Source organism: Bacillus sp. JJ1566, assembly GCF_036962685.1.
In the GTDB taxonomy this organism is placed as follows: Bacteria; Bacillota; Bacilli; order Bacillales; family Bacillaceae_L; genus Ferdinandcohnia.
In genome coordinates this window covers 36,445-59,087 of record NZ_JBALOP010000025.1, presented here as the reverse complement: position 1 = coordinate 59,087, position 22,643 = coordinate 36,445, and the positions used below count along the sequence as shown (strand labels likewise).

At 38.0% G+C, this 22,643-nt stretch carries 24 protein-coding genes; 1 reads left to right on the top strand and 23 read right to left on the bottom strand.

What is annotated here, in order from left to right; translation table 11 throughout:
• Positions 1-130: 130 nt before the first annotated feature.
• Complete coding sequence (locus V7112_RS10910) at positions 131-997, top strand: YitT family protein (RefSeq protein ID WP_335419017.1); 867 nt, start codon at positions 131-133, stop codon at positions 995-997.
• A 70-nt stretch (positions 998-1,067) separates the two neighbouring features.
• Here V7112_RS10910 and V7112_RS10905 read toward each other — a convergent pair whose 3' ends face one another.
• From V7112_RS10905 to V7112_RS10795, 23 genes are all read right to left on the bottom strand, one after another.
• Positions 1,068-1,742, bottom strand: a complete 675-nt coding sequence (locus V7112_RS10905; RefSeq protein WP_335419015.1) for a zinc metallopeptidase — start codon at positions 1,740-1,742, stop codon at positions 1,068-1,070.
• 109 nt (positions 1,743-1,851) lie between these two features.
• Positions 1,852-2,652, bottom strand: a complete 801-nt coding sequence (gene ypjB, locus V7112_RS10900; RefSeq protein WP_335419012.1) for a sporulation protein YpjB — start codon at positions 2,650-2,652, stop codon at positions 1,852-1,854.
• Positions 2,653-2,716: 64 nt separating this feature from the next.
• A complete protein-coding gene (locus V7112_RS10895) occupies positions 2,717-3,307 on the bottom strand; it encodes a DUF1405 domain-containing protein (RefSeq protein ID WP_335419010.1) in 591 nt (196 codons plus the stop codon).
• Positions 3,308-3,411: 104 nt separating this feature from the next.
• Complete coding sequence (locus V7112_RS10890; protein WP_335419007.1) at positions 3,412-4,179, bottom strand: menaquinol-cytochrome c reductase cytochrome b/c subunit; 768 nt, start codon at positions 4,177-4,179, stop codon at positions 3,412-3,414.
• Between the two features lie 132 nt (positions 4,180-4,311).
• On the bottom strand, positions 4,312-4,986 hold the full coding sequence (gene qcrB / locus V7112_RS10885; RefSeq protein ID WP_335396534.1) for a menaquinol-cytochrome c reductase cytochrome b subunit: 675 nt from the start codon (positions 4,984-4,986) through the stop codon (positions 4,312-4,314).
• Positions 4,987-4,989: 3 nt separating this feature from the next.
• Positions 4,990-5,505, bottom strand: coding sequence for a ubiquinol-cytochrome c reductase iron-sulfur subunit (locus V7112_RS10880; RefSeq protein ID WP_335419005.1), 516 nt, complete (start codon positions 5,503-5,505; stop codon positions 4,990-4,992).
• A gap of 187 nt (positions 5,506-5,692) precedes the next feature.
• Complete coding sequence (locus V7112_RS10875; RefSeq protein ID WP_335419002.1) at positions 5,693-6,151, bottom strand: YpiF family protein; 459 nt, start codon at positions 6,149-6,151, stop codon at positions 5,693-5,695.
• 150 nt (positions 6,152-6,301) lie between these two features.
• Positions 6,302-6,838: a ReoY family proteolytic degradation factor gene (locus tag V7112_RS10870; RefSeq protein WP_335418999.1), complete on the bottom strand. Its 537-nt coding sequence runs from the start codon at positions 6,836-6,838 to the stop codon at positions 6,302-6,304.
• Between the two features lie 278 nt (positions 6,839-7,116).
• Positions 7,117-8,370 (bottom strand): tetratricopeptide repeat protein, encoded by a 1,254-nt coding sequence (locus V7112_RS10865; RefSeq protein ID WP_335418997.1) that lies wholly within the window; start codon positions 8,368-8,370, stop codon positions 7,117-7,119.
• A 20-nt stretch (positions 8,371-8,390) separates the two neighbouring features.
• Entirely contained in the window at positions 8,391-9,329 is a 939-nt protein-coding gene (locus V7112_RS10860) for a hypothetical protein (RefSeq protein ID WP_335418993.1), read from the bottom strand.
• Between the two features lie 137 nt (positions 9,330-9,466).
• On the bottom strand, positions 9,467-10,765 hold the full coding sequence (aroA, locus tag V7112_RS10855) for a 3-phosphoshikimate 1-carboxyvinyltransferase (RefSeq protein WP_335418990.1): 1,299 nt from the start codon (positions 10,763-10,765) through the stop codon (positions 9,467-9,469).
• A gap of 27 nt (positions 10,766-10,792) precedes the next feature.
• Positions 10,793-11,905: a prephenate dehydrogenase gene (locus tag V7112_RS10850; RefSeq protein WP_335418987.1), complete on the bottom strand. Its 1,113-nt coding sequence runs from the start codon at positions 11,903-11,905 to the stop codon at positions 10,793-10,795.
• A 55-nt stretch (positions 11,906-11,960) separates the two neighbouring features.
• Positions 11,961-13,058 carry a histidinol-phosphate transaminase gene (gene hisC, locus V7112_RS10845; RefSeq protein ID WP_335418984.1) on the bottom strand — a complete coding sequence of 366 codons (1,098 nt, stop codon included), beginning with the start codon at positions 13,056-13,058 and terminating at the stop codon, positions 11,961-11,963.
• A gap of 15 nt (positions 13,059-13,073) precedes the next feature.
• Positions 13,074-13,883, bottom strand: a complete 810-nt coding sequence (gene trpA / locus V7112_RS10840; RefSeq protein ID WP_335418981.1) for a tryptophan synthase subunit alpha — start codon at positions 13,881-13,883, stop codon at positions 13,074-13,076.
• Positions 13,846-15,078, bottom strand: a complete 1,233-nt coding sequence (trpB, locus tag V7112_RS10835) for a tryptophan synthase subunit beta (protein ID WP_335418977.1) — start codon at positions 15,076-15,078, stop codon at positions 13,846-13,848. The genes trpA and trpB overlap by 38 nt, the downstream gene beginning before the upstream one ends.
• Positions 15,059-15,715: a phosphoribosylanthranilate isomerase gene (locus tag V7112_RS10830; protein ID WP_335418974.1), complete on the bottom strand. Its 657-nt coding sequence runs from the start codon at positions 15,713-15,715 to the stop codon at positions 15,059-15,061. The genes trpB and V7112_RS10830 overlap by 20 nt, the downstream gene beginning before the upstream one ends.
• Positions 15,696-16,475 carry an indole-3-glycerol phosphate synthase TrpC gene (gene trpC, locus V7112_RS10825; RefSeq protein WP_335418971.1) on the bottom strand — a complete coding sequence of 260 codons (780 nt, stop codon included), beginning with the start codon at positions 16,473-16,475 and terminating at the stop codon, positions 15,696-15,698. Before trpC ends, V7112_RS10830 begins: the two co-directional genes overlap by 20 nt.
• Complete coding sequence (trpD, locus tag V7112_RS10820) at positions 16,465-17,490, bottom strand: anthranilate phosphoribosyltransferase (protein ID WP_335418968.1); 1,026 nt, start codon at positions 17,488-17,490, stop codon at positions 16,465-16,467. The genes trpC and trpD overlap by 11 nt, the downstream gene beginning before the upstream one ends.
• Entirely contained in the window at positions 17,483-19,000 is a 1,518-nt protein-coding gene (gene trpE, locus V7112_RS10815) for an anthranilate synthase component I (protein WP_335418965.1), read from the bottom strand. Before trpE ends, trpD begins: the two co-directional genes overlap by 8 nt.
• Positions 19,001-19,286: 286 nt before the next feature.
• The gene (aroH, locus tag V7112_RS10810) at positions 19,287-19,664 is read right to left on the bottom strand and encodes a chorismate mutase (RefSeq protein ID WP_335418961.1); all 378 of its coding nucleotides are present in this window, start codon (positions 19,662-19,664) and stop codon (positions 19,287-19,289) included.
• Positions 19,665-19,696: 32 nt separating this feature from the next.
• Positions 19,697-20,776 carry a 3-dehydroquinate synthase gene (gene aroB / locus V7112_RS10805; RefSeq protein WP_335418958.1) on the bottom strand — a complete coding sequence of 360 codons (1,080 nt, stop codon included), beginning with the start codon at positions 20,774-20,776 and terminating at the stop codon, positions 19,697-19,699.
• Positions 20,776-21,948: a chorismate synthase gene (aroC, locus tag V7112_RS10800; protein ID WP_335418956.1), complete on the bottom strand. Its 1,173-nt coding sequence runs from the start codon at positions 21,946-21,948 to the stop codon at positions 20,776-20,778. Before aroC ends, aroB begins: the two co-directional genes overlap by 1 nt.
• 220 nt (positions 21,949-22,168) lie before the next feature.
• The coding region (locus V7112_RS10795; RefSeq protein ID WP_335418953.1) for a CheR family methyltransferase at positions 22,169-22,643 on the bottom strand (475 nt) is incomplete at its 5' end.

Sequence of the window (22,643 nt, the reverse complement as noted above, 5' to 3'; positions counted from 1 at the left end):
TGTGGGCCTAAAAAAATCGGGCGCAAGTACGCCAAGGCGTATTTGAATCTATATACGACATGATTTGTTTGTTTTTCACCCATACTTTATAATAAAGTGGCAATTATTTCTATTTCGGGGGTATATTACGTTGAAGTTTTCGATAAAAAATATTATTTTCATTTTATTAGGTTCCGCCATATTTTCGTTTGGAATCGTGCATTTTAATATGCAAAATAATCTTGCGGAGGGTGGTTTTACAGGAATCACGCTATTGCTCTATTTTCTATTTAAATTTGATCCGTCCTATACGAATTTAATTTTAAATGTTCCACTGTTTTTTCTTGGTTGGAAGCTACTTGGTCGTATTGCATTTTATTATACACTTATCGGTACTGTAAGTGTTTCAATATTTTTATGGTTCTTTCAACGGTATCAATTTGATATCCCTCTTGATGGAGACTTAATGCTAGCTGCATTATTTGCGGGAGTATTTATTGGAGTTGGTCTTGGAATCATTTTTCGTTATGGTGGAACAACAGGTGGAGTTGACATTATCGCAAGGCTTGTTCGAAAATATGTTGGCTGGCCGATGGGACGGACGATGTTTTTATTTGATGCGGTAGTTATTACGGTCTCCCTCATTTTCTATCTTTCTTACCGTGAGGCTATGTACACGTTGCTTGCTGTCTTTATCGGGGCAAGGGTGATCGATTTTATGCAGGAAGGAGCATATGCAGCTAGAGGCGCTATGATTATTTCAGAAAAGAATAGTGAGATTGCTGAAAAGATTTTACATGAGATGGAACGAGGGGTAACAATCTTAAAGGGAATGGGTTCGTATACGAAGCAGGAGAAGCATATTTTATATTGTGTTGTCGGAAGAAGTGAAGTCGGTCGTTTAAAGCAGGTGATTATCTCTGTAGATCCACATGCTTTTGTTTCAGTTAGTGATGTACACGATGTGCTTGGAGAAGGTTTTACGTTGGATGAGAATAAAAAGCCGATTGAGCGTTGATTTATGGGTAAAAATTGAATTTTAGCATATAAAAGCTGGTTATCCACGTTGGTTAACCAGCTTTCGTTTGTTATTCTTCTCGGGTCATTCCTGTATACATTAAGATCAATCTCAATAGCTCAAGAACCGCTACTGCAGCTGCTGCAACATAGGTAAGTGCTGCTGCGTTTAGTACTTTTTTTGTTTCGCGTTCTTCGTCGTTTCTAATGACGCCTGCTGAGACAATTTCGTTCATTGCTCTTGACGAGGCATTGAATTCAACTGGTAGTGTAACAAGCTGGAATAATACTGCTGCTGCCATAAAGATAATTCCATAGAGCATTAAGCTTGGCAATGTGAAAATTAAACCTGCAATGATTAAAATCCAAGAAAAATTTGATCCAATATTCGCTACCGGTACAAGTGCATGGCGGAAACGAAGGAAAGCATAATTTTGTTGGTCTTGAATTGCGTGTCCAACTTCATGGGCCGCAACTGCTGCACCTGCAATTGAGTTACCATAGTAATTGTTTGTTGATAGTCGAACAACCTTTGACCTTGGGTCATAATGGTCTGATAATACACCAGGTGTTTCTTCGATTCTTACATCATACAAACCATTTTGATCAAGTATTCGTCTTGCTACTTCCGCACCTGTCATGCCAGACGAGGAAGAAATTTGTGAATACTTCTTATATGCGCTCTTAACCTTAATTTGCGCATATATCGGAATGATAATGATCAAAGCAAAATAAACTAGAATCATTTTATTTCCTCCAAACTATAATATAATTTAATTTTAGTTAGAGTCTCTTCCAATGTCAATTGTCTTGCTTACAAAAAAAATAAAAAAAGAAAAGTGGGTTGCCCCACTTTCAGCGATCATCGTAATCTCTTTGTTTTTGGCGTTTTTGCTTGTCACCCTTATATTTTCTCCAACCGACATAGATTAATGTAAGAATTATCGCCCCACCTGTTGAGATCATCACCCAAATTAATGACGGGTCGGCATCATCCTCTGTCATACGCTCAAACATGTTTTTTAAATCTAGCTCCATTTGGTCGAGCTGCTGCTTTCTAGTAACTGCCTTCAAATCCTCATTACGGTACGTACCTAAGAATGCAATATGCGAGTCTATTTTTTGAACATCCTGGGGTGTAATGTCTACTGTAATACTCGGATGTATCATATTATATTTTGATAGAAAGATAGTAAGCAATTGATTAAATGTTTCATTATCCCCTTCTTCAACAGTCTCTTTCATTTGCCCAAACGTCGTCATAATCGAATCTTCCATTTCCGTCCACATCGGCTGATGCTCAGATCTCATCGCATCTACCACTAAACGAAATTGGGTAACCCGATTGATTCTCTCTTCAAAGCTAAGCGAAGTAGAGGTAACTGCTTCAATGGCTGAATCATGGGTTACTGAAATAATCCGAAGTTCATCAATAGAAAAAGATTGCTCACGCTGATTCATACGTAGGAATTCATTTGAAAAATGTGTTAATAATTGCTTGGCATCCTTGTATCTTTCTTGCTTCACCATTTGCAAAGCCTGATCCGAAATTTGATCAAGCTTATCCCAGTTTTCTTCGTTGGAGGTAGCGTTTATGGATATAGGATGAATCATAATTATAAAACAAAGAATGCATATTATTCTAGAAATTTTCATACTTGTCCCTCCTCAAACATCTATTAAAATGTATGATAGATTGGACAAGAGTAGACCAACAATTTTATTGGAGGTCTAACTGGTAGCGATCTTTTTTTATACAAAGTAGATATGTAATTAAGATGGAAACGATACTTAGCCAAAATGTAAAATAACCGATCTGTGGAATATATTGATCGAGCACACTATAACTTGGCATCATAAAGAAAACGTAATCAATGACATCGTTATGTAGGGTCCATACGGCCGCAATTACTAAATGAATCGGCTTTATGCGATAATACGGAGCATATAATAGTCCTTGAATCGCCATCCCAAGGTGAGAAAAGATAAGCATATACCCATAAACATCTAGACCATCGACAAAATAGGTAAGTATATTCATGACGACTGCCCAAATTCCGTATTTAAAAAGGGTAACGACGGCCAATGCTTCAATAAGCGGCCAATTACTTCTTAGCAAAAACGCAATTAACACAAAGCAAAAAAACAAGCTTGCCGTTGGACTGTCTGGAACAAAAATTAAAAATTTTGGTGGCGTAATGTTTAGTTGACTTTCGTACCAAATATAACCGTAAATAGTACCTGGAACATTAATGAGTAAAAGAATCCAAAGTACCCAGCGTTGCCCCATTAAATATGTAATCCACTTCATTTATGTACCAACTTTCCATTTTTCTTACCTCAAGATTCTCTTAAAAGCGGTTACTTTGTCAAGATGAAAAAAGCTGACCTATAAAAAGTCAGCTTTTTGCTTGATTATTTAGAAGTTACGCTTGAAATAAATTCAGCAAGCTTCTGTAATTCTTCATCAGTTCCTTCGAACATACCTGGAGGCATGCCTCCTTGACCATTCACCGCAATGTCTGCAATTTCCTCAGGTGAAAGTCCGTTATCAACTAACGCTTTACCTGCAGGTCCACCTTCTAAGTCAGCACCGTGACATCCGATACAGCCTTTTTCTTGGTATAGCAGATATCCTTCAGATTCCTTATCAATCTCTGCCCCTGCTACGATTTTAGCAGATTCAGCTCTTGCTTCCCAGTCAACTTGAGAAGCAGATTCCCAAGTTAAGTAAACTGTTGCAGCAATAGCTAAAAGCATAAGACCAGTAGCAATTGGACGCTTAGATGGTCGACGTTCTGGACCACGATCTAGGAATGGAGCAAGTAAAAGTGCTCCGAAAGCAAGTCCTGGAATTACAAGTGCACCAATTACTGTGTATGGACCTGATGCATATGAATATTTAAGCAATTGATACAAGAATAAGAAATACCAGTCTGGTAGTGGAATATATCCTGACGCAGTAGGGTCAGCGATTTTTTCCAATGGTGATGGGTGTGCTGCTGTTAAACATAAAAAAGCTACTAAGAATACAGAACCAACTAACCATTCTTTTAGTAGGAAGTTTGGCCAGAACGCTTCTGTTTTTCCTGGATACTCGGAGTAATCCTTAGGAATGTGCTTTTTATTACTTACAGGAACACGGGAGTCCCCAACAAATTTCATTCCTTTTCCGCGATGCATAATCGGTCCCCCTCCTTTTTAGAGAATTTTCATTCAAAAGAGATTGTACATATATTTCATTTTAATCTAGATAAACTGTTAAAAGTGCTGTTTAATTTACACTTCATTTCGTGAAGTCAAAGGTCTTGCATCCTATAGTGGACCAGAAATACCTTGACGGCGAATCATGATAAAGTGAGCAGCTAGTAAACCGAATAATGCAGCTGGTAAGAAGAACACATGAATCGCGAAGAAACGCGTTAATGTTTGAGCACCAACAATTTCAGTATGACCCGCAATTAACGTCTTTAAGTACGGCCCTAAAATCGGTGTTGCATTAACAATATCGAGTGTAACCTTTGTTGCAAATAACGCTTTCATATCCCAAGGTAATAGATAACCTGTTAAACCAAGAGCTAACATTACAAAGAAAATTAATACTCCAACAATCCAGTTAAGCTCACGCGGTTTTTTATAAGCACCTTGGAAAAATACACGGAGAGTATGTAAGAACATCATAACAATTACAAGACTCGCTCCCCAGTGGTGCATTCCACGAACAATTTGTCCGAACGCTACTTCATTTTGTAAATAGTAGACAGAATTCCATGCGTTGATGATATCTGGTACATAGTACATTGTTAAGAACATACCAGAAAGAACTTGGATGACAACGATAAAAAATGTTAGTCCTCCAAAGCAATAAACAAATGCGCTAAAGTGGTGCGCTGGGTTTACGTGCTCAGGAACCTCGTGGTCTGCAATATCTGCCCATAGAGGAGTAATATCAAGTCGTTCATCAACCCAATCAAATATCTTATTTAACATTGATTACTTTCCTCCTACAGGATTTGACTTTGTTTTGCCTAAATATAAATAACCATCTTTCACTTGACTTTCATATAAATCTAATGGGCCCATTGGTGGTGTACCAGGCACGTTCTTACCATCCTTTTCGTATAAACCGTAGTGACAAGGACAGAAGAAACGATCCGGGTTAGCTGGATCTTCAGCCCAAGAAACTGCACATCCAAGGTGTTTACATACTGGTGATAATGCAACGATGTCGCCTTTATCATTTTTATAAACCCATGCAGAATATGCAACGTCTGATTCATACCAAGCATCAACTTGATTTACTTTAAAATCAAATTTTTGTGGATCATTCGTAATCTTATCAACACTCACCACTTGAACCATGTCATGTTCAGCTTCAGGCTGAAGTAATGGGTCAATTGCAAAGCGGACCATTGGCATTAACATTCCAGCTGCCATGAAACCACCTACACCAGTTAGTGTATAGTTTAGAAATTGGCGTCTTGATACCCGTTGTTTATTCTCGCTCATTTTTTTCCCCCCTCTATGCTAAGCTAAGTCCAAACCGGACATAATTGTACACATTTAAAACTAGGACATTCTCATGATATATCAATATTTGGTAGAGGTCAATAATAGGATTTGCTGAAACAATGGCAACTATGTGACTTTCTAAGGAAAAGTTAGGCATTTTTTATTATTATTTTCACATAATGAATTATTTTTGCCAAATGTTCGTAAATAATGTAACAAGTTGTTTCATTTGATCCTGTAGCATTGTTTGCTTGTATTTTTCTTCTACATATTCAAGTGGTAAGGTAGGCAGCCAAATAAGTGAGCCGTTTAAGTCAAATTCTACTTGCTTCCAGCTGCTATCAGAAGTGATAAAAATAGTATGCTTCATCCCACCGCCAATCAAATCGCTTGTCCATTGGTTTAAACGACTCTTCGCCATTTCTAGACCTTCTCCATTTGAATAGGTAAAGGCAGGAAATAATATGATTCTTCCTTTAAATTGTCGTTCCACTTCATTTGAAAGGATGGTAATGAACTCTCCCATTGAAACTGTATTTTTCAAATTCCCTTCAAGCGAAACAGGAATCAATGGAATAACAGCTGTATCAACATATTCCTTTGCCTGTAAATAAACATCCATATCCTTTGTTACCCATTTCATTATGTATGCTTCCTTTCCCATTTGCTGTTCTTAAATCAATGCGCGTACTCTAAGTAGCATTCAAAGCTAAACTCCCAAACTACCATACCATATTTAGCATAAATAAAAAAGACTGACACCCAGTCAGCCCCTACATTTTAACTCACTATTTTATAATTGCTTTAGCTGTTCAGTCAGCCTCTGAAACTCTGTTTTATCCTGTCTATCAAGCGCTTCATCAATTCGCTTTAACAGATGCTCTTTTTGAAACAGGTGAATGGATTCCTCTAGAAATTTTTTCGCAAGCTCTTTATCCTGTTCGTTCACCTGAAGATGCTTAGGCATATATGGATTCTCTTCGAGTACAGCCACATAATTCGGAGAATGGAAGGACGATCTGAAATTAAGTTGGATATAAATTTCTTCTTCCCTGTTTAATCGAATATCATGGAATGACTTTTCAGCATCAGTTGTCATGACGTTTTCCTTATAAAAACGGAAAGGTACATCATCAACACAATGCGTCGACATAATGATTCCTCGAGGACAGTATTGGGCTTGCTCGACAAAGTGGACATTTTTCATGAGTTGGTCATGGCTCATTAAGTAGTTTAGAATCCAAACACACTCTCTTCTCTTTAGCTGATAATTATTTAGAAACCAGCGAATAAAGTCTTTTTTCTCGTTGACAGATACAGGGGTAGTCATCGCATGCTTCCCTCCTCTGCTAGTATTGAGTTGAAAAATCAAATGCACCTTGGCGTATTTGGGCCCGATTTTTTAGGCACACACGAGGTGGGTCACAAAGACGAAGACATCAGGACGTGGCGTTTTTAGTCTTTGATCCTACGCTCGAAAAATTTCCTCTGAAAAATCGTGGCATCCGCCGGAGGCTTACTTTATTCAGTCCAAGGCTGAATAAAGTTAATATACTGATATACTTCAACATTTACATCAAAATATCCTTCTAACCGAAAAAATTTAACTTACTCCAACTCAGAAATTAATGATTCAATCTCGTACTTCATTGGATCAAGCTTTAAAAGTTCCTTAAATACTTCGATTGCCTCTTGTCTTTTTCCGTCCTCCAACAAGAAATATCCAAACTCTTCTAAAAACTCTGGAGTTTCTTTAAAAGAAGTATATGCATGACGGTAATGGTTTAATGCATCCGAATATTGTTCTAATTTATTTTTCGCAAGGCCAAGATCCCACTCGAATCGATCATCATACTCACCATAGCTCATGACGGAGTCAAGGCATTCGACTACATCCTCAAATCTTTCTTCACGCAGTAAAAACTTTGAAAGTTGTAAAATTGCTTCCACATACCCTGGGTCTATTGCCACAGCTGCACGAAGATATTTTTCCGTATTTTCCTTATCACCTAGCATCATAGATATTTTACCAGCGTAGAAAGTCAGTTCTTTGTTTAATGACTCCACTTCAAGCCCTTCTAATAAGACTTTAAAGCTTTCCGCTAAGCTAGCCTCTTCTTCATATGCCTTCGCAAGATATAAATAAAGAGAACCATAGTCCGGGTCAAGTTCCTTTAGTCGATCCAGAACTTCAATTGCTTTTTTATAAAATTTTGCTTGATAAGCGGTAACACCGAAACCAAACAATGTGTTGCTATCTTCTTGTTTTTTGATGGCTTCCTCATAAAACGGAAGAGCTTCTTCAAACTTACCTGTTGTACTAAAACTTTCCGCAATTCGAGCGTTAACATTAACACCCGCTATTTCATCATTTCTGCGTAAAACCCTCTCATAATAAGGGATACTTTTGTTGTATTCTCCATGACTTGAATATAATTCAGCTAAAGCAAAATCAATGATCGTTTCATCATCTGCTTTTTCCTTCGCTAAAAGTAGCTTCTGTTCACTAACTTCATATAAACCTTGCATTTGGAATAAATCAGCTTGTAAAACAAGGGATTCTAAGTATACGGGGTCATTTTCGGCAATTTGTTCTAAAATATTGATTGCTTCCTCTTCCATATCAAGGTCAATCAGGATTTCTGCTAAAAAAACAAATAATTCACCTTCGTCAGGGTATCGGGATATTAATTCCTCAACGATTTCTTTTGCCTCCTCGACAAAGCCCCATTTAAAATAATTCTCAGCAATTGTATATTTCTCATCATCATTTGAGTATTCTCTTAGCTTTTTTAAGGATTTGAGCCCTTCTTCTACCTTACCGTTTTCTACTAGCTGAATTGCTTCCTCTAATCTATGCATGATTTATTAACTCCTCTTATCTATCTCTCATTCACCAATACACCTTTATCAAAAGATGATACAAAAAAACCGGGTTTTTTCACTATACATTCATTACCAAAACCGGAACGAAAGTATACCTGGTTGTCTACCTTCGTAAAATTTCCCTTGTGCATGGTGATAGTAGGTATAAGTTTATGATAATCGAGAGATGGTTTTTCATCAACTGAATAGCTTATTGAATCATGATTATAGAGATTGTAGTCCAGTTCCCCACCAACGCGAATATCTCCTTTATCAGGGTAAATCCCAATCTTTTTTAACATATCAATAGATAATGGCTCATCCATACTTGGGCAGACCGGGATTGTCGGGATTCGATTATCCTTGGTAATCTCCCTCCAAATCATTTCCTTTCGACTGCTATTCAAAATGGCTTTCTCTTTCATTTTCCATTCTGGGATGATTGGAATTTGATAGGAATGATAGGACTCCCTAATCCAGCCCCATGGTACCTTGTATAAATCATCCATTTTATTAATCGTGACAATTATTACCGGGATTTTTTTACGCCTACACGCGACTAGAAAAGATGGAGTTAAACTTTCAATTGGAATACGGACGCCTAAATAGAAATCAATTGGGCTATTTAATAAAAAATGTCTTGTATTTTTAAGTGAAATAGCTATTTCATTTTCATTCTTCACATCACTCATGACAAGTAATGTTGTACAACCTTTTTGTAAATAGCCTTCCGTCATTTCCTTTTTAAATGTTTGAAATGATTGTTCCTTCGTAAAGGAGTAGTTCATCATAACATGTCCAGGTGTTAATAAATATTGGGATAAGTTCGTTTTCATAAAAGAAAGTCTTTTGAGGTTTTCTTTCATATAATCAATACGTTGATTTTTTATAAGAATCGAGCATGTAACAACCTTGTTATCTTTTAGGACATTCGCTTTTTCCAATATATATGGCATCAAACCTCTCCTTTCACAGTTCATCAGTGTACAAATATCCTTAAGACAAGCTATGCGAAAAGTGGAGGATGTATGTTAAATTTTGTCCTGTAAATACTTAAAACCCATGGAGTTTAGTTTCCATGGGTTTTAAAGTGTTAAATTTCTTCAATTAATACATTTAGATGTTCAAAAAAGCTTGGGTATGAAACAGAAATGGATTCAGAATCTGACAGGGTTACTTCACCATTTGCAATACACGCTGCAACAGCAAGCATCATTCCAATTCTGTGATCACCATGACTATGGACATTTCCACCAGACAATTGTTTCTTGTCACCATAAATAATCATCCCATCATCAGTTGGCTCGATTACTGCACCAAGCTTTGATAGCTCAGCGACAACAGTATCAATTCGATTTGTTTCCTTCACTTTTAATTCCGCTGCATCTTTGATCACCGTTTTTCCTTGCGCTTGACTAGCTAATAACGCAATAACAGGAATTTCGTCAATCAGACGAGGAATAATGTCGCCACCAATTTCAATACCTGTTAACTCCGAAGTCTGAATGGTTAAGTCAGCAATAGGTTCATTATTCTTAATTCTTTCATTTTCAATCTCGAGACGAGCTCCCATTTTAACCAAAACCTCAATAATCCCAGTTCTAGTTGGATTCATCCCAACATTTTTTAACGTAATTCGACTATTTGGCACAATCGCCCCTGCTACAAGGAAAAAAGCAGCTGAGGAAATATCACCAGGAACTTGAATATTTGTCCCAGTTAATTTCTGACCACCAGCTAACTTAACAGTAAGTCCGTCCTCTTCCACCTCACAACCGAAAGCTCGTAGCATACGTTCGGTATGGTCCCTCGATTTATGTGGTTCAGTAACAGTTGTTGTTCCTTTAGCATGTAAACCCGCTAAAAGAATCGAGGATTTTACTTGTGCACTTGCTACAGGGGAAACATAGTCAATCCCCTGTAATGACCCTCCACGGATCGCTAAAGGGGTAAAATTACCGTCATCTCTTCCGTCTATTTTCGCACCCATTTGACGCAGTGGCTCAGTAACACGTTTCATCGGCCTTTTTGCAATTGACTCATCACCGATTATGCAGGTATGAAGGGGGACACCTGAAAGAAGACCAACCATTAATCTAGTGGTCGTTCCTGAGTTGCCTGTATCTAATACCTCAATTGGCTCACGTAGCCCGTCGAAGCCTGCTCCCTCGATTTCAACATGATTCTCGTCTTGTTTTATTTTTACACCTAATTTTTCAAAACAGCTAATCGTACTTAAACAGTCATCCCCTAGTAGAAAGTTATCTACAATCGTTTTTCCTTGTGCGATAGCGCCAAGCATAATGGAACGATGGGAAATCGATTTATCCCCAGGAATATCAATTGAACCATTTAATCCAGCAATATTTGTACGTAGCTTTAGCGAATCCATATTACCACCCCTAGAAAACATTTTCCATTATCCATTATATGTACCAAAACTGGTCTTGCTTTCAATACAAACTCTCGCCTTCTGACGATCCTCGTCACTTTGGAAGCTAATTCTTAGCACTCCATAGATTTCCTCTCTCGTTTCAATAATTCTGATATTTGTAATGCTTATTCTTTCCTGTGCGAGAAGTCCAGTAATTTCAGAAACAATACCTGGATAGTCCGGAATATCAACATATAAATCATAGAAGGAAGGGATTGCACCTTTTGAACGTGAGGGAAGACCATCACGAAAGTTTTTAGCATCCAAAAAATAATCATAAATATGATCAGCATTGCCATTTGCCACAAAATTTCGGATTTGCTCCATTTCGTCTATCCATTTTTCAAAAAGGTCTAGCAATACATTCCGATTTTGTAATAATATATCACGCCACATTGAAGGATTGCTAGATGCAATTCTAGTAATATCTCGAAAACCTCCAGCTGCTAACGGACGCACGAGCTCATTTTCCTTATCATATTTTTGGGCTTGATGAACAAGACTCGCTGCAACAATATGCGGAAAGTGGCTAATCACACCAGCAACTCGGTCATGCTCCTCTGGCGTCATTATTACAAAATTTGCTTTTGTCCCTATTAATAAGGCTTTTAGCTGTTCAACAGCTAATTTACTTGAAGATGCCTCATTATGCGGGGTAAAAATATAAAATGCATTTTCAAATAAATGTTCCTTTGCAGCAACAACCCCGCTTTTATGAGAGCCAGCCATCGGGTGGCCACCGACAAAGGTTACCCCTTGATTTCCCAAAATAGAATCTGCTATTTGAACAATTTGTTGTTTCGTACTTCCGACATCGGTCACAATAACATCTTTTTTAAGTGCATAGGTACTTAATTCATGAATAATGCCAACGGTTTGTTTGACCGGAACCGAAATAAAAATATAATCACACGTATGTATGACTTCCTCTAGTTCAAATACAGCTTCGTCAATCACCTTCAATGTTTTTGCTAGTAGTGATGATTCTGTATTACTATCAAAACCATAAATGATTGCATCAGGATGTTCCTTCTTAATTGCAAGCGCAATTGAACCCCCAATTAAACCAAGTCCAATCACAAGCACATTTGTTTTCATACCATCACCACCGTATTAGAAACACGAATGGGGGTTACAAGGAACCCCCATAGTATTAGTTCTTTTGATTTTTTAGCATTTCTGTAAGTAAAGCTATGAGTTCACTATTTTGTTCCTCAGTACCGACTGTGATTCGAACACTAGTTGGATAGCCTAAAGCATTTCCTGATCGAACAATGAAGCCACGCTCCAATAAATAGTGAAACACATTATCTCCTGGCTGTTCAAAATTTATCAAAATGAAATTTCCGAACGATGGATAATAAGATAAATTATTTTCCTCACAGAATGTATAGAACTGCTGCAGGCCTTTTTTATTTTCTTCAACATAAGTTGCAATGAAGTCTTGATCATCCAATGCGGCAGATGCTGCTATTTGACCAACTCGATTGGAATTGAACGGCTGACGAACAGGTTCAATTTTGTTAATAAAATCGCGATTTCCGATTGCATAGCCAACACGTAGACCGCCCAGCCCGTATGCCTTCGAAAAAGTTCTTAAAATAAGAAGATTTGGATAGTCATTTAAAAGAGCAACTGTACTCGGATAATCCTTTTCATTTGCTGCAAACTCATAGTAAGCTTCATCCATAATAATTAGAACATGACTTGGAACTTGCTTTAAGAAGGTATGTAGTTTTTCTGAATTCACATACACTCCTGTAGGGTTGTTTGGAGAGCAGACCCATACAATTTCTGTATTCTCATCGATTTGTCCTAGCATTCCATCAAGATCATGATGGCCATCAATTAACTCAACCTCGCGAACCTCCGCTCCTTCAATAATGGCATTATGCTTATATTGAGAAAATGATGGATTCGCCATAACTGTATTTTTTCCAGGCGCAAGCAACGCAGTTGTAATAATGTGAATAACATCATCAGACCCATTTCCAAAAAGAATTTGTTTACCATCCACACCCAAATGCTTTGCAAGCTTTTCTCTTAATTCAGTAGCATAGCCATCAGGGTAAACGGCAAATGAATCTAAGCTGTTTTTTACTGCTTCCTTGGCTATTTCTGAGCATCCATATGGATTTTCATTTGAAGCTAATTTCACAATTTTTTCTAAGCCATATTCTCTTTTCACTTCTTCAATCGGTTTTCCTGGTTGATATGGTTTTAAGTCTAATAGCTGTTCTTTGACATTCATCTGAAGCTACACCTCTTAATTTTTTATAGGATGCAATACATCACTTACAAAAGTTTTGAAATGGTATAGGGCGGTAGCTCTTGTTTCCTCATTTACTAATTCCGGTAGATGCTCCTCAATCTTTTGGATAAGGGCACTTCCCATGATAACCCCATCGCAATAGTCCTTAAGTGCTTCTACTTGAGAAGAATTAGAGACTCCAAACCCAACTGCTACAGGTATATTACTATAGCGTTTTACTTCCTGTAAAAACGAGTATACCTCATTATTCAACGAATTTCGAACACCAGTAACACCAAGGGATGATACGCAGTATAGGAAACCTTGTGCATGTGAGGCGATTTTTTCAATTCGACTTGAAGACGTCGGAGCCACTAGTGAGATAAATTTCAATCCCTCGTTCTCGCATTTTCTTCTGAGGTCTTCACTTTCTTCAAAAGGAAGGTCTGGTACAAGCAATCCGTCTATACCATTTTGTCGCGCTAAAGCGAAAAAGTTTTCTTCTCCTAATTGTAGCACAGGATTGTAATAGGTAAAGATAATTACAGGAATTTTCAGCCCTTTTTTTCTCATTTCTGAAACAAGATTCATTGAATTTTTCAATGTAACCCCATTTTTTAAAGCACGAGCAGAGGCTCTTTGAATAACAGGTCCATCGGCTAATGGATCAGAATATGGAATTCCTAGTTCAAGGATGGAAGCTCCTGCCTCTTGCAAGGTAAGTGCGATTTCAATGGTCACATCTGGATGTGGATCACCTGCAACGATAAATGGAATAAATAGTTTTTCAGCCTTGGGCAATCGGTTCGTAAAGGTTGTGTTCATTAGTAGCCTCTCCTTCTTCTAAGTATGTCATGAGTGAATGGACGTCTTTGTCACCACGGCCGGACAAACAAACGAGAATGGATTCGTCTGGTGACATTTCTTTTGCCATTTGGATTGCTTTTGCCATCGCATGTGCAGATTCAATAGCAGGAATAATCCCTTCAATGCGAGTTAACATTTGTAAGGCATCCAGTGCTTCCTTATCTGTTACACTTTCATATTTAACTCTTCCACTATCGGATAGATAAGCATGCTCAGGGCCAACTCCTGGATAATCAAGTCCAGCAGATATGGAGTATGGCTCAGTAATTTGACCGTGCTCATCCTGTAAAAGATACGTTAACGAGCCGTGAATAATTCCCTTAGTACCTTTTGTAATTGTTGCTGCGTGTAAGGATGTATCGACACCCTTACCGGCAGCCTCAGCACCAACTAAGCATATATCATCCTTTAAAAACGGATAGAACATGCCAATTGCATTACTTCCACCACCCACACAGGCAACAATTGCGGTGGGCAGTTCATTTTCACGTTCTAGGAACTGTTCTCTTGCCTCATCACCAATAATTCGTTGGAAGTCACGGACCATTTTTGGATATGGATGCGGACCTACGACCGATCCAATCATATAGTAGTGATCCTCACAATGCTGTACCCAGTACCGAATTGCTTCGTTTGTTGCATCCTTTAATGTTTGGTTACCACTAGTGGCCGGGATAACCTCAGCACCTAAAAGTCTCATTCGGAATACATTAAGCTTTTGTCTTTCGATGTCCTCCACACCCATAAATACCTTACATTCCAGTCCAAATTTAGCTGCAACTGTCGCAGCAGCTACACCGTGCTGACCAGCCCCGGTTTCAGCGATTATCTTTTTCTTTCCCATTCGTTTGGCAAGGAGCGCTTGACCAATTGCATTGTTTATTTTGTGGGCTCCGGTATGGTTTAAGTCCTCACGCTTCAAATAGATTTTCGCTCCACCTAGTTCTTTCGTTAAATGATCAGCGTATGTAAGTGCTGTTGGTCGTCCTGAGTATTCTTTTAATATACGAATATATTCATTACGAAATTCTTCATCCTTGTAAGCTTCTTCCAATGCCCGTTCGATTTCTTCTAATGGTTTCATCAAGGTTTCAGGTACAAACTTACCGCCAAAATCACCGAATCTCCCATTTTCATTTGGTACGTTCAACACATTTATCCACCCATTTCTCTATAGTTTGTATGATTGTGTGATCTTTCTTTCCTTTATGTTCAATTCCACTGGAAATATCAAAACCATCAATATCGTAGCCAAGTAAAGTTTCAATATTTTTAGAATCGATTCCTCCAGCTATGAAACAAGGAACATTTTGATTTCTTGCTTCCTGCTGATAGAGAGGTATGGACTCCCAATTAAACGAAACACCAGTGCCCCCCCACATATTCACAACTTTAGTATCAACAACATATCCATCAGCAACACCAGCAAACTCTTTCATTGTCCGAAGACCCTGTTCATCATGATGAATAACCTTCCATACGTTTAAGCCAGTTTTATTTTTTACCAGTTTAATAAATTCAACCGACTCAGTCCCGTGGCACTGTATGACCGATAAAGAGACTTCACCCAATACCGCTTCGATTTCATTTAGTTTCGCATTCACAAAGATCCCAACCGTTTTTTTATCCAATAGGTCCACTTTTTTCAACCATTTATTTACATCAACGGGATTTACCTTTCGCTTACTGTTTGCAAAAATAAAACCAATATAATGTGCTTTGCTTTTTGCAACTACCCGCACATCCTCTAACGTTTTATTCCCGCAATATTTAATGAGAGGTTGTGGCATATGGAACCTCTCCAAACAGCTGCTTAATCCCGATTCCAGGAGACTTTGCTTTCATAAAAGCCTCGCCAATTAAAACAGCCTTAGCTCCATATTGAATGATGTCCTTAATATCCTGCGGAGTGTGAATTCCACTTTCACTTACAACAAGACTTTCGGAAGGAGCTTCTTTTGCAATTTCTTCTGTATGTGTAATGGAAGTTTCAAATACTTTTAAATTTCGATTATTAATGCCAAGAATGATTGGGGTAAAAATGCTACAAACCTGCTCCAGCGTTTCCCGTGAATGGACTTCAACTAAACACTCTAAGCCTCTTTCATAAGCCTCGCAATAATATTCATGTAATTGATTGGGTTCTAATGCTTCTCCAATCAACAAAATGACATCTGCCCCAATTTTTTCACTTTGTCTAATTTGCTTTGCATCAACAATAAAATCTTTACGCAACACAGGGATATTTACTTTTTTCTTTATATCCATTAAATAATGTAATGAACCTTGAAAAAATTTTTTATCTGTTAATACAGATAAGGCATCCGCTTTCGCTTCCTCATATTCAGTTGCGATGGAGACTGGATGAAAATCCTCTCGTATGACTCCCTTTGATGGTGATGCCTTTTTCACTTCAGCAATGACGCCAAGTGAACGGTTTGGATTAGAGAGTGCGTCATACAACGACTTTCTTTCAACCTCGCAATCTATTTCAGGATAGATTATGTTTTCTACTTCGATTTTCTTTTGTTCAAGGATTTTATTTAGCATAGTACTCCACCTCACGACTTCTTAGTTGTTCAAATTGATTCCTGGCAATTCCAGTTACAATCGCTTCTCTTGCCATCTCAACACCTTCACGAATACTGTTTACTCTTCCTGAAATATAAATCGCTGCTCCTGCATTTAGCAAAACAATATTCGTTGCACTTTGATTGGCGTTACTATATAAAACATCCCGCAACAGGTTGGCGCTCTCAACAACAGATGAAACCTGGATATCTTCCATATTTCCACGTGGAAGGTCGACATCCTCAGGCGAAAGAACAAATCTAGTTATTTCCCCATCTTTCAATTCCACAATATCTGTTTCAGTTGTAATACTGCATTCATCTAGTCCATCCCGGCCTGAGACGAATAAAACATGCTCTGAACCAAGCTTTCCGAGGGCATTTGCCATTTTTTCTGCATAATCTGTAGAATACACACCCAACACCTGTTTTTTACATCTAGCCGGGTTCGCCATCGGTCCTAATAGATTAAAAATGGTTCTGAATCCAATTTCCTGTCTTGGAGTTACCGCATGCTTCATCGCTGCATGATAGATAGGTGCAAACAAAAAGCTCATGTTTCGTTTATTTAAGGCCGCTTTTGCTTCTTCTTGTGTCGATTGTATTTCAACACCTAAATACTCTAATACATCGGCACTACCGCTTTTTGATGACACAGCTCGATTTCCATGCTTCGCAACCTTTATTCCTAAGGAGGAGACAACGATTGCAGATGCAGTTGAAATATTAAAGGTAGAAGCGCCATCTCCACCTGTTCCGCAAGTATCAATTACTTGATCACTTTCATAATCTAACTGCATCATATGCTCTCTCATCGCTCTAGCAAAGCCGGTCATCTCATCGACTGTTTCCCCGCGAAAACGAAGGATTGAAAGCAAACTTGCAATTTGACTTGCAGTTGCATCGCCTGACATAATAACATCCATCACTTGATAGCTTTCTTCTTCAGTTAAAACCTCACCGTTGATACATTTATTTAAAAGTTGTTTAAACATGAATATCCTCCTTATCGAAAGCTTCTTCAGCTAATTGGATTGTTTGAATTAAGGCGCTTGCTTTGTTAACTGTTTCCATCCACTCATGTTCAGGAACTGAATCAGCGACGATCCCTGCTCCTGCCTGGACATAAGCAACACCATCTTTTATGATTGCTGTTCGAATCGTAATACACGAATCTATATTTCCATCAAACCCAATATAAGCAATGGCACCTGCATACAAGTTTCGTGCTGTTGGTTCAAGCTCAGCAAGAATTTGCATCGCTCTAATTTTTGGTGCTCCGGATACAGTTCCTGCTGGGAATGCTGAAAGTAATGCATCTAATGGGTCAATTTTCTCATCTAATTCACCAGTTACCTTTGAAATAATGTGCATAACATGTGAGAAACGACCAATCTCCATAAGTACAGGTGTTTTAACTGAACCAAATGTGGATACCCGCCCAATATCATTTCTTGCTAAGTCAACGAGCATATAATGCTCTGCTTTCTCTTTTTCGTCCTGAAGTAATTCCGTAGCTAGCAGCTCATCTTCTTCCTTCGTTTTACCCCTTCGTCTTGTTCCAGCAATGGGATGAATTTCAAGATGTTTGTTATGAATTTTAATTAAACGTTCAGGGGAGCTCCCGACAATCTCGATGTCATTGATTTTGATATAAAATAAATAGGGTGAAGGATTTACCATCCGCAAGACCCTGTAAAGCTGAAATCCACTTACAGAAACCGGAATCTCAAAGCGTTGTGATAAAACTCCTTGAAAAATATCTCCGGCGGTAATATAGTCCTTTATTTTAACTACCGCATCTAGAAAATCTTGTTTTTCGAAATTTGTTTTTATGTCCGTTACATTCGGTATTTCATGTATTTTTGGGAGCAATAACATTTCACTTTGTTCTTTGTTTTGAATAATTCGCGATAAATACATATTGATTTTGGAATTGGCATGTTCAAAAACAGCTTTTTGAATCCTTTCATCTTCTCCGCCATTTAACCGAATAAAATGAATGACAATCAATTCGCGTGAATGATGATCTACCGCCAAAATCGTTTCACAAAAGAAAAATTGGTAACGTTCCATATTTAGATCATTGTTTGAATGCTCTTTAACCTTTTCAAAGGTAGAAATTGCATCATAGCCAATATAACCAACTGCTCCTCCATAAAAAGGAATTTCAATATCAAGTGGTTTTAGGACAAGATAATCCTTTATCCAATTAAAGGCATCCTTCATTGTTGGCTTTTTTACCAAGCTTTGCTGGTTTTCATTTTTCACATAATAGTGACCTTTATTTTCATTCATGAACAGAAATGGCTTTAGTCCAATAAATGAGTACCGAGACCAGTCGGATTCATGATCCTTACTTTCAAGTAGAAAGGATGCTTCGTTGTTTAAATTTTGAAAAATTTGAATGGGTGTCAACGTATCGACTAAGAAACGTTTGACAATCGGAATTGTCCGATATTGCTTGGCATCGGACGCAAACGAGGAAAAATCATACGTATTCAATTGGCTCACTCCTCCATGTAATATGGAGAATGAGGATTTAGGAGGTATATAAAGATTGGAATCGCTTTTTAGAAAAAACGATAAAAATAAACAACCCAAAGACACATCCGTATCTTTGGGTAGAAGTAAACATAAATAAACTCTGCTAACCTCGGCTAAACTCTCTCATTCTCATCTACCCTAAACTCGACTCAAAAACTACTCAGAAAACTTACTAAACTCTTACTATACTAAATATTGTTATTTATCTTATCGTATGCACAGCGTTTTTGTCAATGTATTGTTTTTAATTATTACCTTTGATAGTGGAAAGGTCTGGTCTAAGGACAACGGCTCCACCTTGGTAAATATGTTGGATCTCTTCTTGTTTGGCGGCTGTGTTCACTGTCATCATCACACGAATGCACATTTGTAGTGAGCCTGGAACAGGAATTTCTCTCATACTCATTACTGGGACAAATGCCCAGCCTTCAATTTGTCTTGCAGCAGCAGCAGGAAAAGCTGCGTCAATGTCTTCAGTTGTTGAAAAAAGAATTTGTGCAACATCATCTGCTTCAATCTTGTTTTCAGAAATCATGTCACGTAATAGCTTTTCAGTTGCAGCTAATATTTCTTGTTTGTTATTAACTTCAATTGTTGTGGCACCTCGTATTCCCCGTATCATCTTCGCCCCTCCTTTTTGCGCTAGCAACCTACTTAATGAAAATCCTTCAAAAAACGAAGTAATTGCTCATCATCAATATCTTGAATGACTGTTTCGCCAATTTGTTTTAACAAGACCATTTTCACTTTTCCAGATGTAGCCTTTTTATCATGCTTCATACGCTCAAGAAGCTTAACTCGGTCTAATCCTTCAGGTATAGTTGTAGGAAATCCGAATAAACGGAACCATTCCCTAATTTTTTCAGATGATAGATCGATATTAAAGATCTTTTCGCTTACCTTTAAAGCAAAAATCATCCCAATTGCTACCCCATCACCATGAGTTATTTTTCCATAACCAGATTCCGCTTCAATCGCATGACCTAAGGTGTGACCAAAGTTCAAGATGGCACGGAGTCCTTTTTCCTGCTCATCCTCGGAAACAACTTTTGCTTTAACAGCTACACCCTTTAATACAGCATATTGGAGTTTTTCACCTTTTAAATCTTCTAAAGATGTAATATTTTCAGTCAACCACCCGTAAAACTCCGAATCCCAAATTAATCCGTGCTTAATTACCTCGGCAAAGCCTGAACGAAGCTCTACTTTAGGTAATGTCGTCATTAAATCAATATCATATAAAACCGCATTCGGTTGGTGAAATGCGCCAATCATGTTTTTTCCAAGTTCATGATTAATCGCAACCTTGCCTCCTACAGCACTATCATGGGCAAGTAATGTAGTTGGAATTTGGACAAACGAAATACCGCGCATGAAAGTTGCCGCTACAAACCCAGCTAAATCTCCAACAACACCCCCACCTAAGGCAAGGATCACAGAAGAACGATCCAATCCTTTTTCAAGTGCGAAGGTTTGGCATTGAAAATACATTTCAAAAGATTTTGCACTTTCCCCAGCAGGAATCACATATGATAACGGCTCATCATATTGTTGCTTAAGGATGTCGAGCACTTTATCTAAATAAAGTGCCGCAACAGATTCGTCACATATGACGAGTACCTTTGATACCGATTTACATGTATCCTCTATTACCTGAGGCAGTTGATCAATAATTTCAGTCCCGATGTACATCGGATATGATTTCGATTTTGTTGAAATGGTCAACTTGTCCATCAAAATTCCCTCGAATACTCACGCATTTTCGCTACATTTTCTTGGATTAAATCGATTCTGTCTTGACCAAATTGTTCAACAATCGCATTTGCAACTTCCCAAGCTACTACAGCTTCAGCAACAACGGAAGCAGCAGGGACTGCACAGCTATCCGATCTTTCAATACTTGCTTCAAATACTTCCTTTGTTTCAATATCTACACTTTTTAGTGGCTTATATAATGTTGGAATAGGCTTCATGACGCCTCGAACCACGATTGGCATACCATTTGTCATGCCACCTTCAAATCCGCCTAAGTTATTCGTTCTTCTCTTATAGCCATTTTCTTTATCCCAAATGATTTCATCATGCACTTGACTACCAGGAATTCTTGCAGCATCAAAACCAATCCCAAATTCTACACCTTTAAAGGCATTGATGCTCAACATGGCAGCTCCAATTTTAGAATCAAGCTTTCGATCATAATGAACATAGCTTCCAACACCTGCTGGTACGCCTTCAACAACAACTTCTACAATTCCACCAATTGAGTCGCCATTTTTCTTCGCTTCATCAATCGCGTTCATCATTTCTGCGCCTGCTTCTTCATCTAAACATCTGACAGGTGATTCTTCTGTTTTTGTTTTTAATTCTTCAAGTGTTGAATATGTCGTATCCTTAGCACGAACGCCACCAATTTCAAGTACATGTCCAGCTACTTGGATTCCTAAAGAAGCTAAGAATTTTTTAGCTACAGCTCCAGCAGCAACACGCACTGTTGTTTCACGAGCAGAAGATCTTTCTAAAACATTTCTCATATCTCGATGTCCATATTTCATGGCACCATTGAGGTCTGCATGTCCTGGACGCGGGCGTGTAATTTTACGTTTAATATCTTCCGCTTCTTCGTCCGTAATCGGTTCAATGCCCATAATCTTTGTCCAGTGCTTCCAGTCATTGTTTTCAACAACTAATGCAATTGGGGAACCTAGTGTTTTACCATGCCTTACACCACTAACGATATTTACTTGGTCTTTTTCAATTTGCATTCTTCTTCCTCGACCATGTCCTTTTTGGCGCCTAGCAAGTTCAAGGTTTATATCCTCCGTTGTTATTTCGAGTCCTGCAGGTACACCTTCAATGATTGTTGTAAGCTGCGGTCCATGTGATTCTCCGGCTGTTAAATATCTCATTTATGTTTCCCCCTTATATGATAGAGTGAAAAACGAATTTCACTTTCGTAATTTAAAGCGATTATGTATCAATATATCATAATCTTTGTAATTTCGGATAGATTTTTTCAAAAATTCTTGATTATGCTTCCACGAGAATAAAGAAAAAGAATTTACCAAAAGGCAAATTCGATTCCTATATTTTAACAAACATTATTAGAATTGTCATTTTTCGAAACGTTTATTTTTTCCGATAAAAGAATGTATCCTCTGTTTCCATTCCATATGACGCTGGATTAAATATTTGTTCAGTGCTCCCAACAAATAAGATTCCATTACTTTTTAGGGCATTGCCAAATTTTCTATAAAGCATGTCCTTCGCCTCTTCGGTAAAATAGATTAAAACATTTCTACAGATGATTAAGTCAAAATTGGTTCCAAAGGAATCTGCTAATAAATTTTGCTTTTTGAAAGTCACGGCCTTTTTAATGTCTGGATGAAGATTGTAAAATCCACCATCCTGGGTGAAGTACTGTTTTTTCATGTCAGATGGCATCTCTTGAAGTGAACGTTCAGGATATATTCCCATCCTAGCTCTTGTAAGAATATTTTCATCAATATCAGTGGCAAAAATGGATATTTGGTGCAAAGGTAAAAATTTTGAGAGAATCATTGCAAGAGTATAGGGCTCCTCACCAGCTGAACAGGCAGCACTC

Excerpts from the sequence above, each read along its gene's own strand:
- V7112_RS10905 (WP_335419015.1), bottom strand. The coding sequence starts at position 1,742 with ATGATTCTAGTTTATTTTGCTTTGATCATTATCATTCCGATATATGCG.
- ypjB (WP_335419012.1), bottom strand. The coding sequence starts at position 2,652 with ATGAAAATTTCTAGAATAATATGCATTCTTTGTTTTATAATTATGATT.
- V7112_RS10895 (WP_335419010.1), bottom strand. The coding sequence starts at position 3,307 with ATGAAGTGGATTACATATTTAATGGGGCAACGCTGGGTACTTTGGATT.
- V7112_RS10890 (WP_335419007.1), bottom strand. The coding sequence starts at position 4,179 with ATGCATCGCGGAAAAGGAATGAAATTTGTTGGGGACTCCCGTGTTCCT.
- qcrB (WP_335396534.1), bottom strand. The coding sequence starts at position 4,986 with ATGTTAAATAAGATATTTGATTGGGTTGATGAACGACTTGATATTACT.
- V7112_RS10880 (WP_335419005.1), bottom strand. The coding sequence starts at position 5,505 with ATGAGCGAGAATAAACAACGGGTATCAAGACGCCAATTTCTAAACTAT.
- V7112_RS10875 (WP_335419002.1), bottom strand. The coding sequence starts at position 6,151 with ATGAAATGGGTAACAAAGGATATGGATGTTTATTTACAGGCAAAGGAA.
- V7112_RS10870 (WP_335418999.1), bottom strand. The coding sequence starts at position 6,838 with ATGACTACCCCTGTATCTGTCAACGAGAAAAAAGACTTTATTCGCTGG.
- V7112_RS10865 (WP_335418997.1), bottom strand. The coding sequence starts at position 8,370 with ATGCATAGATTAGAGGAAGCAATTCAGCTAGTAGAAAACGGTAAGGTA.
- V7112_RS10860 (WP_335418993.1), bottom strand. The coding sequence starts at position 9,329 with ATGCCATATATATTGGAAAAAGCGAATGTCCTAAAAGATAACAAGGTT.
- aroA (WP_335418990.1), bottom strand. The coding sequence starts at position 10,765 with ATGGATTCGCTAAAGCTACGTACAAATATTGCTGGATTAAATGGTTCA.
- V7112_RS10850 (WP_335418987.1), bottom strand. The coding sequence starts at position 11,905 with ATGAAAACAAATGTGCTTGTGATTGGACTTGGTTTAATTGGGGGTTCA.
- hisC (WP_335418984.1), bottom strand. The coding sequence starts at position 13,058 with ATGAATGTCAAAGAACAGCTATTAGACTTAAAACCATATCAACCAGGA.
- trpA (WP_335418981.1), bottom strand. The coding sequence starts at position 13,883 with ATGAACACAACCTTTACGAACCGATTGCCCAAGGCTGAAAAACTATTT.
- V7112_RS10830 (WP_335418974.1), bottom strand. The coding sequence starts at position 15,715 with ATGCCACAACCTCTCATTAAATATTGCGGGAATAAAACGTTAGAGGAT.
- trpC (WP_335418971.1), bottom strand. The coding sequence starts at position 16,475 with ATGCTAAATAAAATCCTTGAACAAAAGAAAATCGAAGTAGAAAACATA.
- trpD (WP_335418968.1), bottom strand. The coding sequence starts at position 17,490 with ATGTTTAAACAACTTTTAAATAAATGTATCAACGGTGAGGTTTTAACT.
- aroH (WP_335418961.1), bottom strand. The coding sequence starts at position 19,664 with ATGATACGGGGAATACGAGGTGCCACAACAATTGAAGTTAATAACAAA.
- aroB (WP_335418958.1), bottom strand. The coding sequence starts at position 20,776 with ATGGACAAGTTGACCATTTCAACAAAATCGAAATCATATCCGATGTAC.
- aroC (WP_335418956.1), bottom strand. The coding sequence starts at position 21,948 with ATGAGATATTTAACAGCCGGAGAATCACATGGACCGCAGCTTACAACA.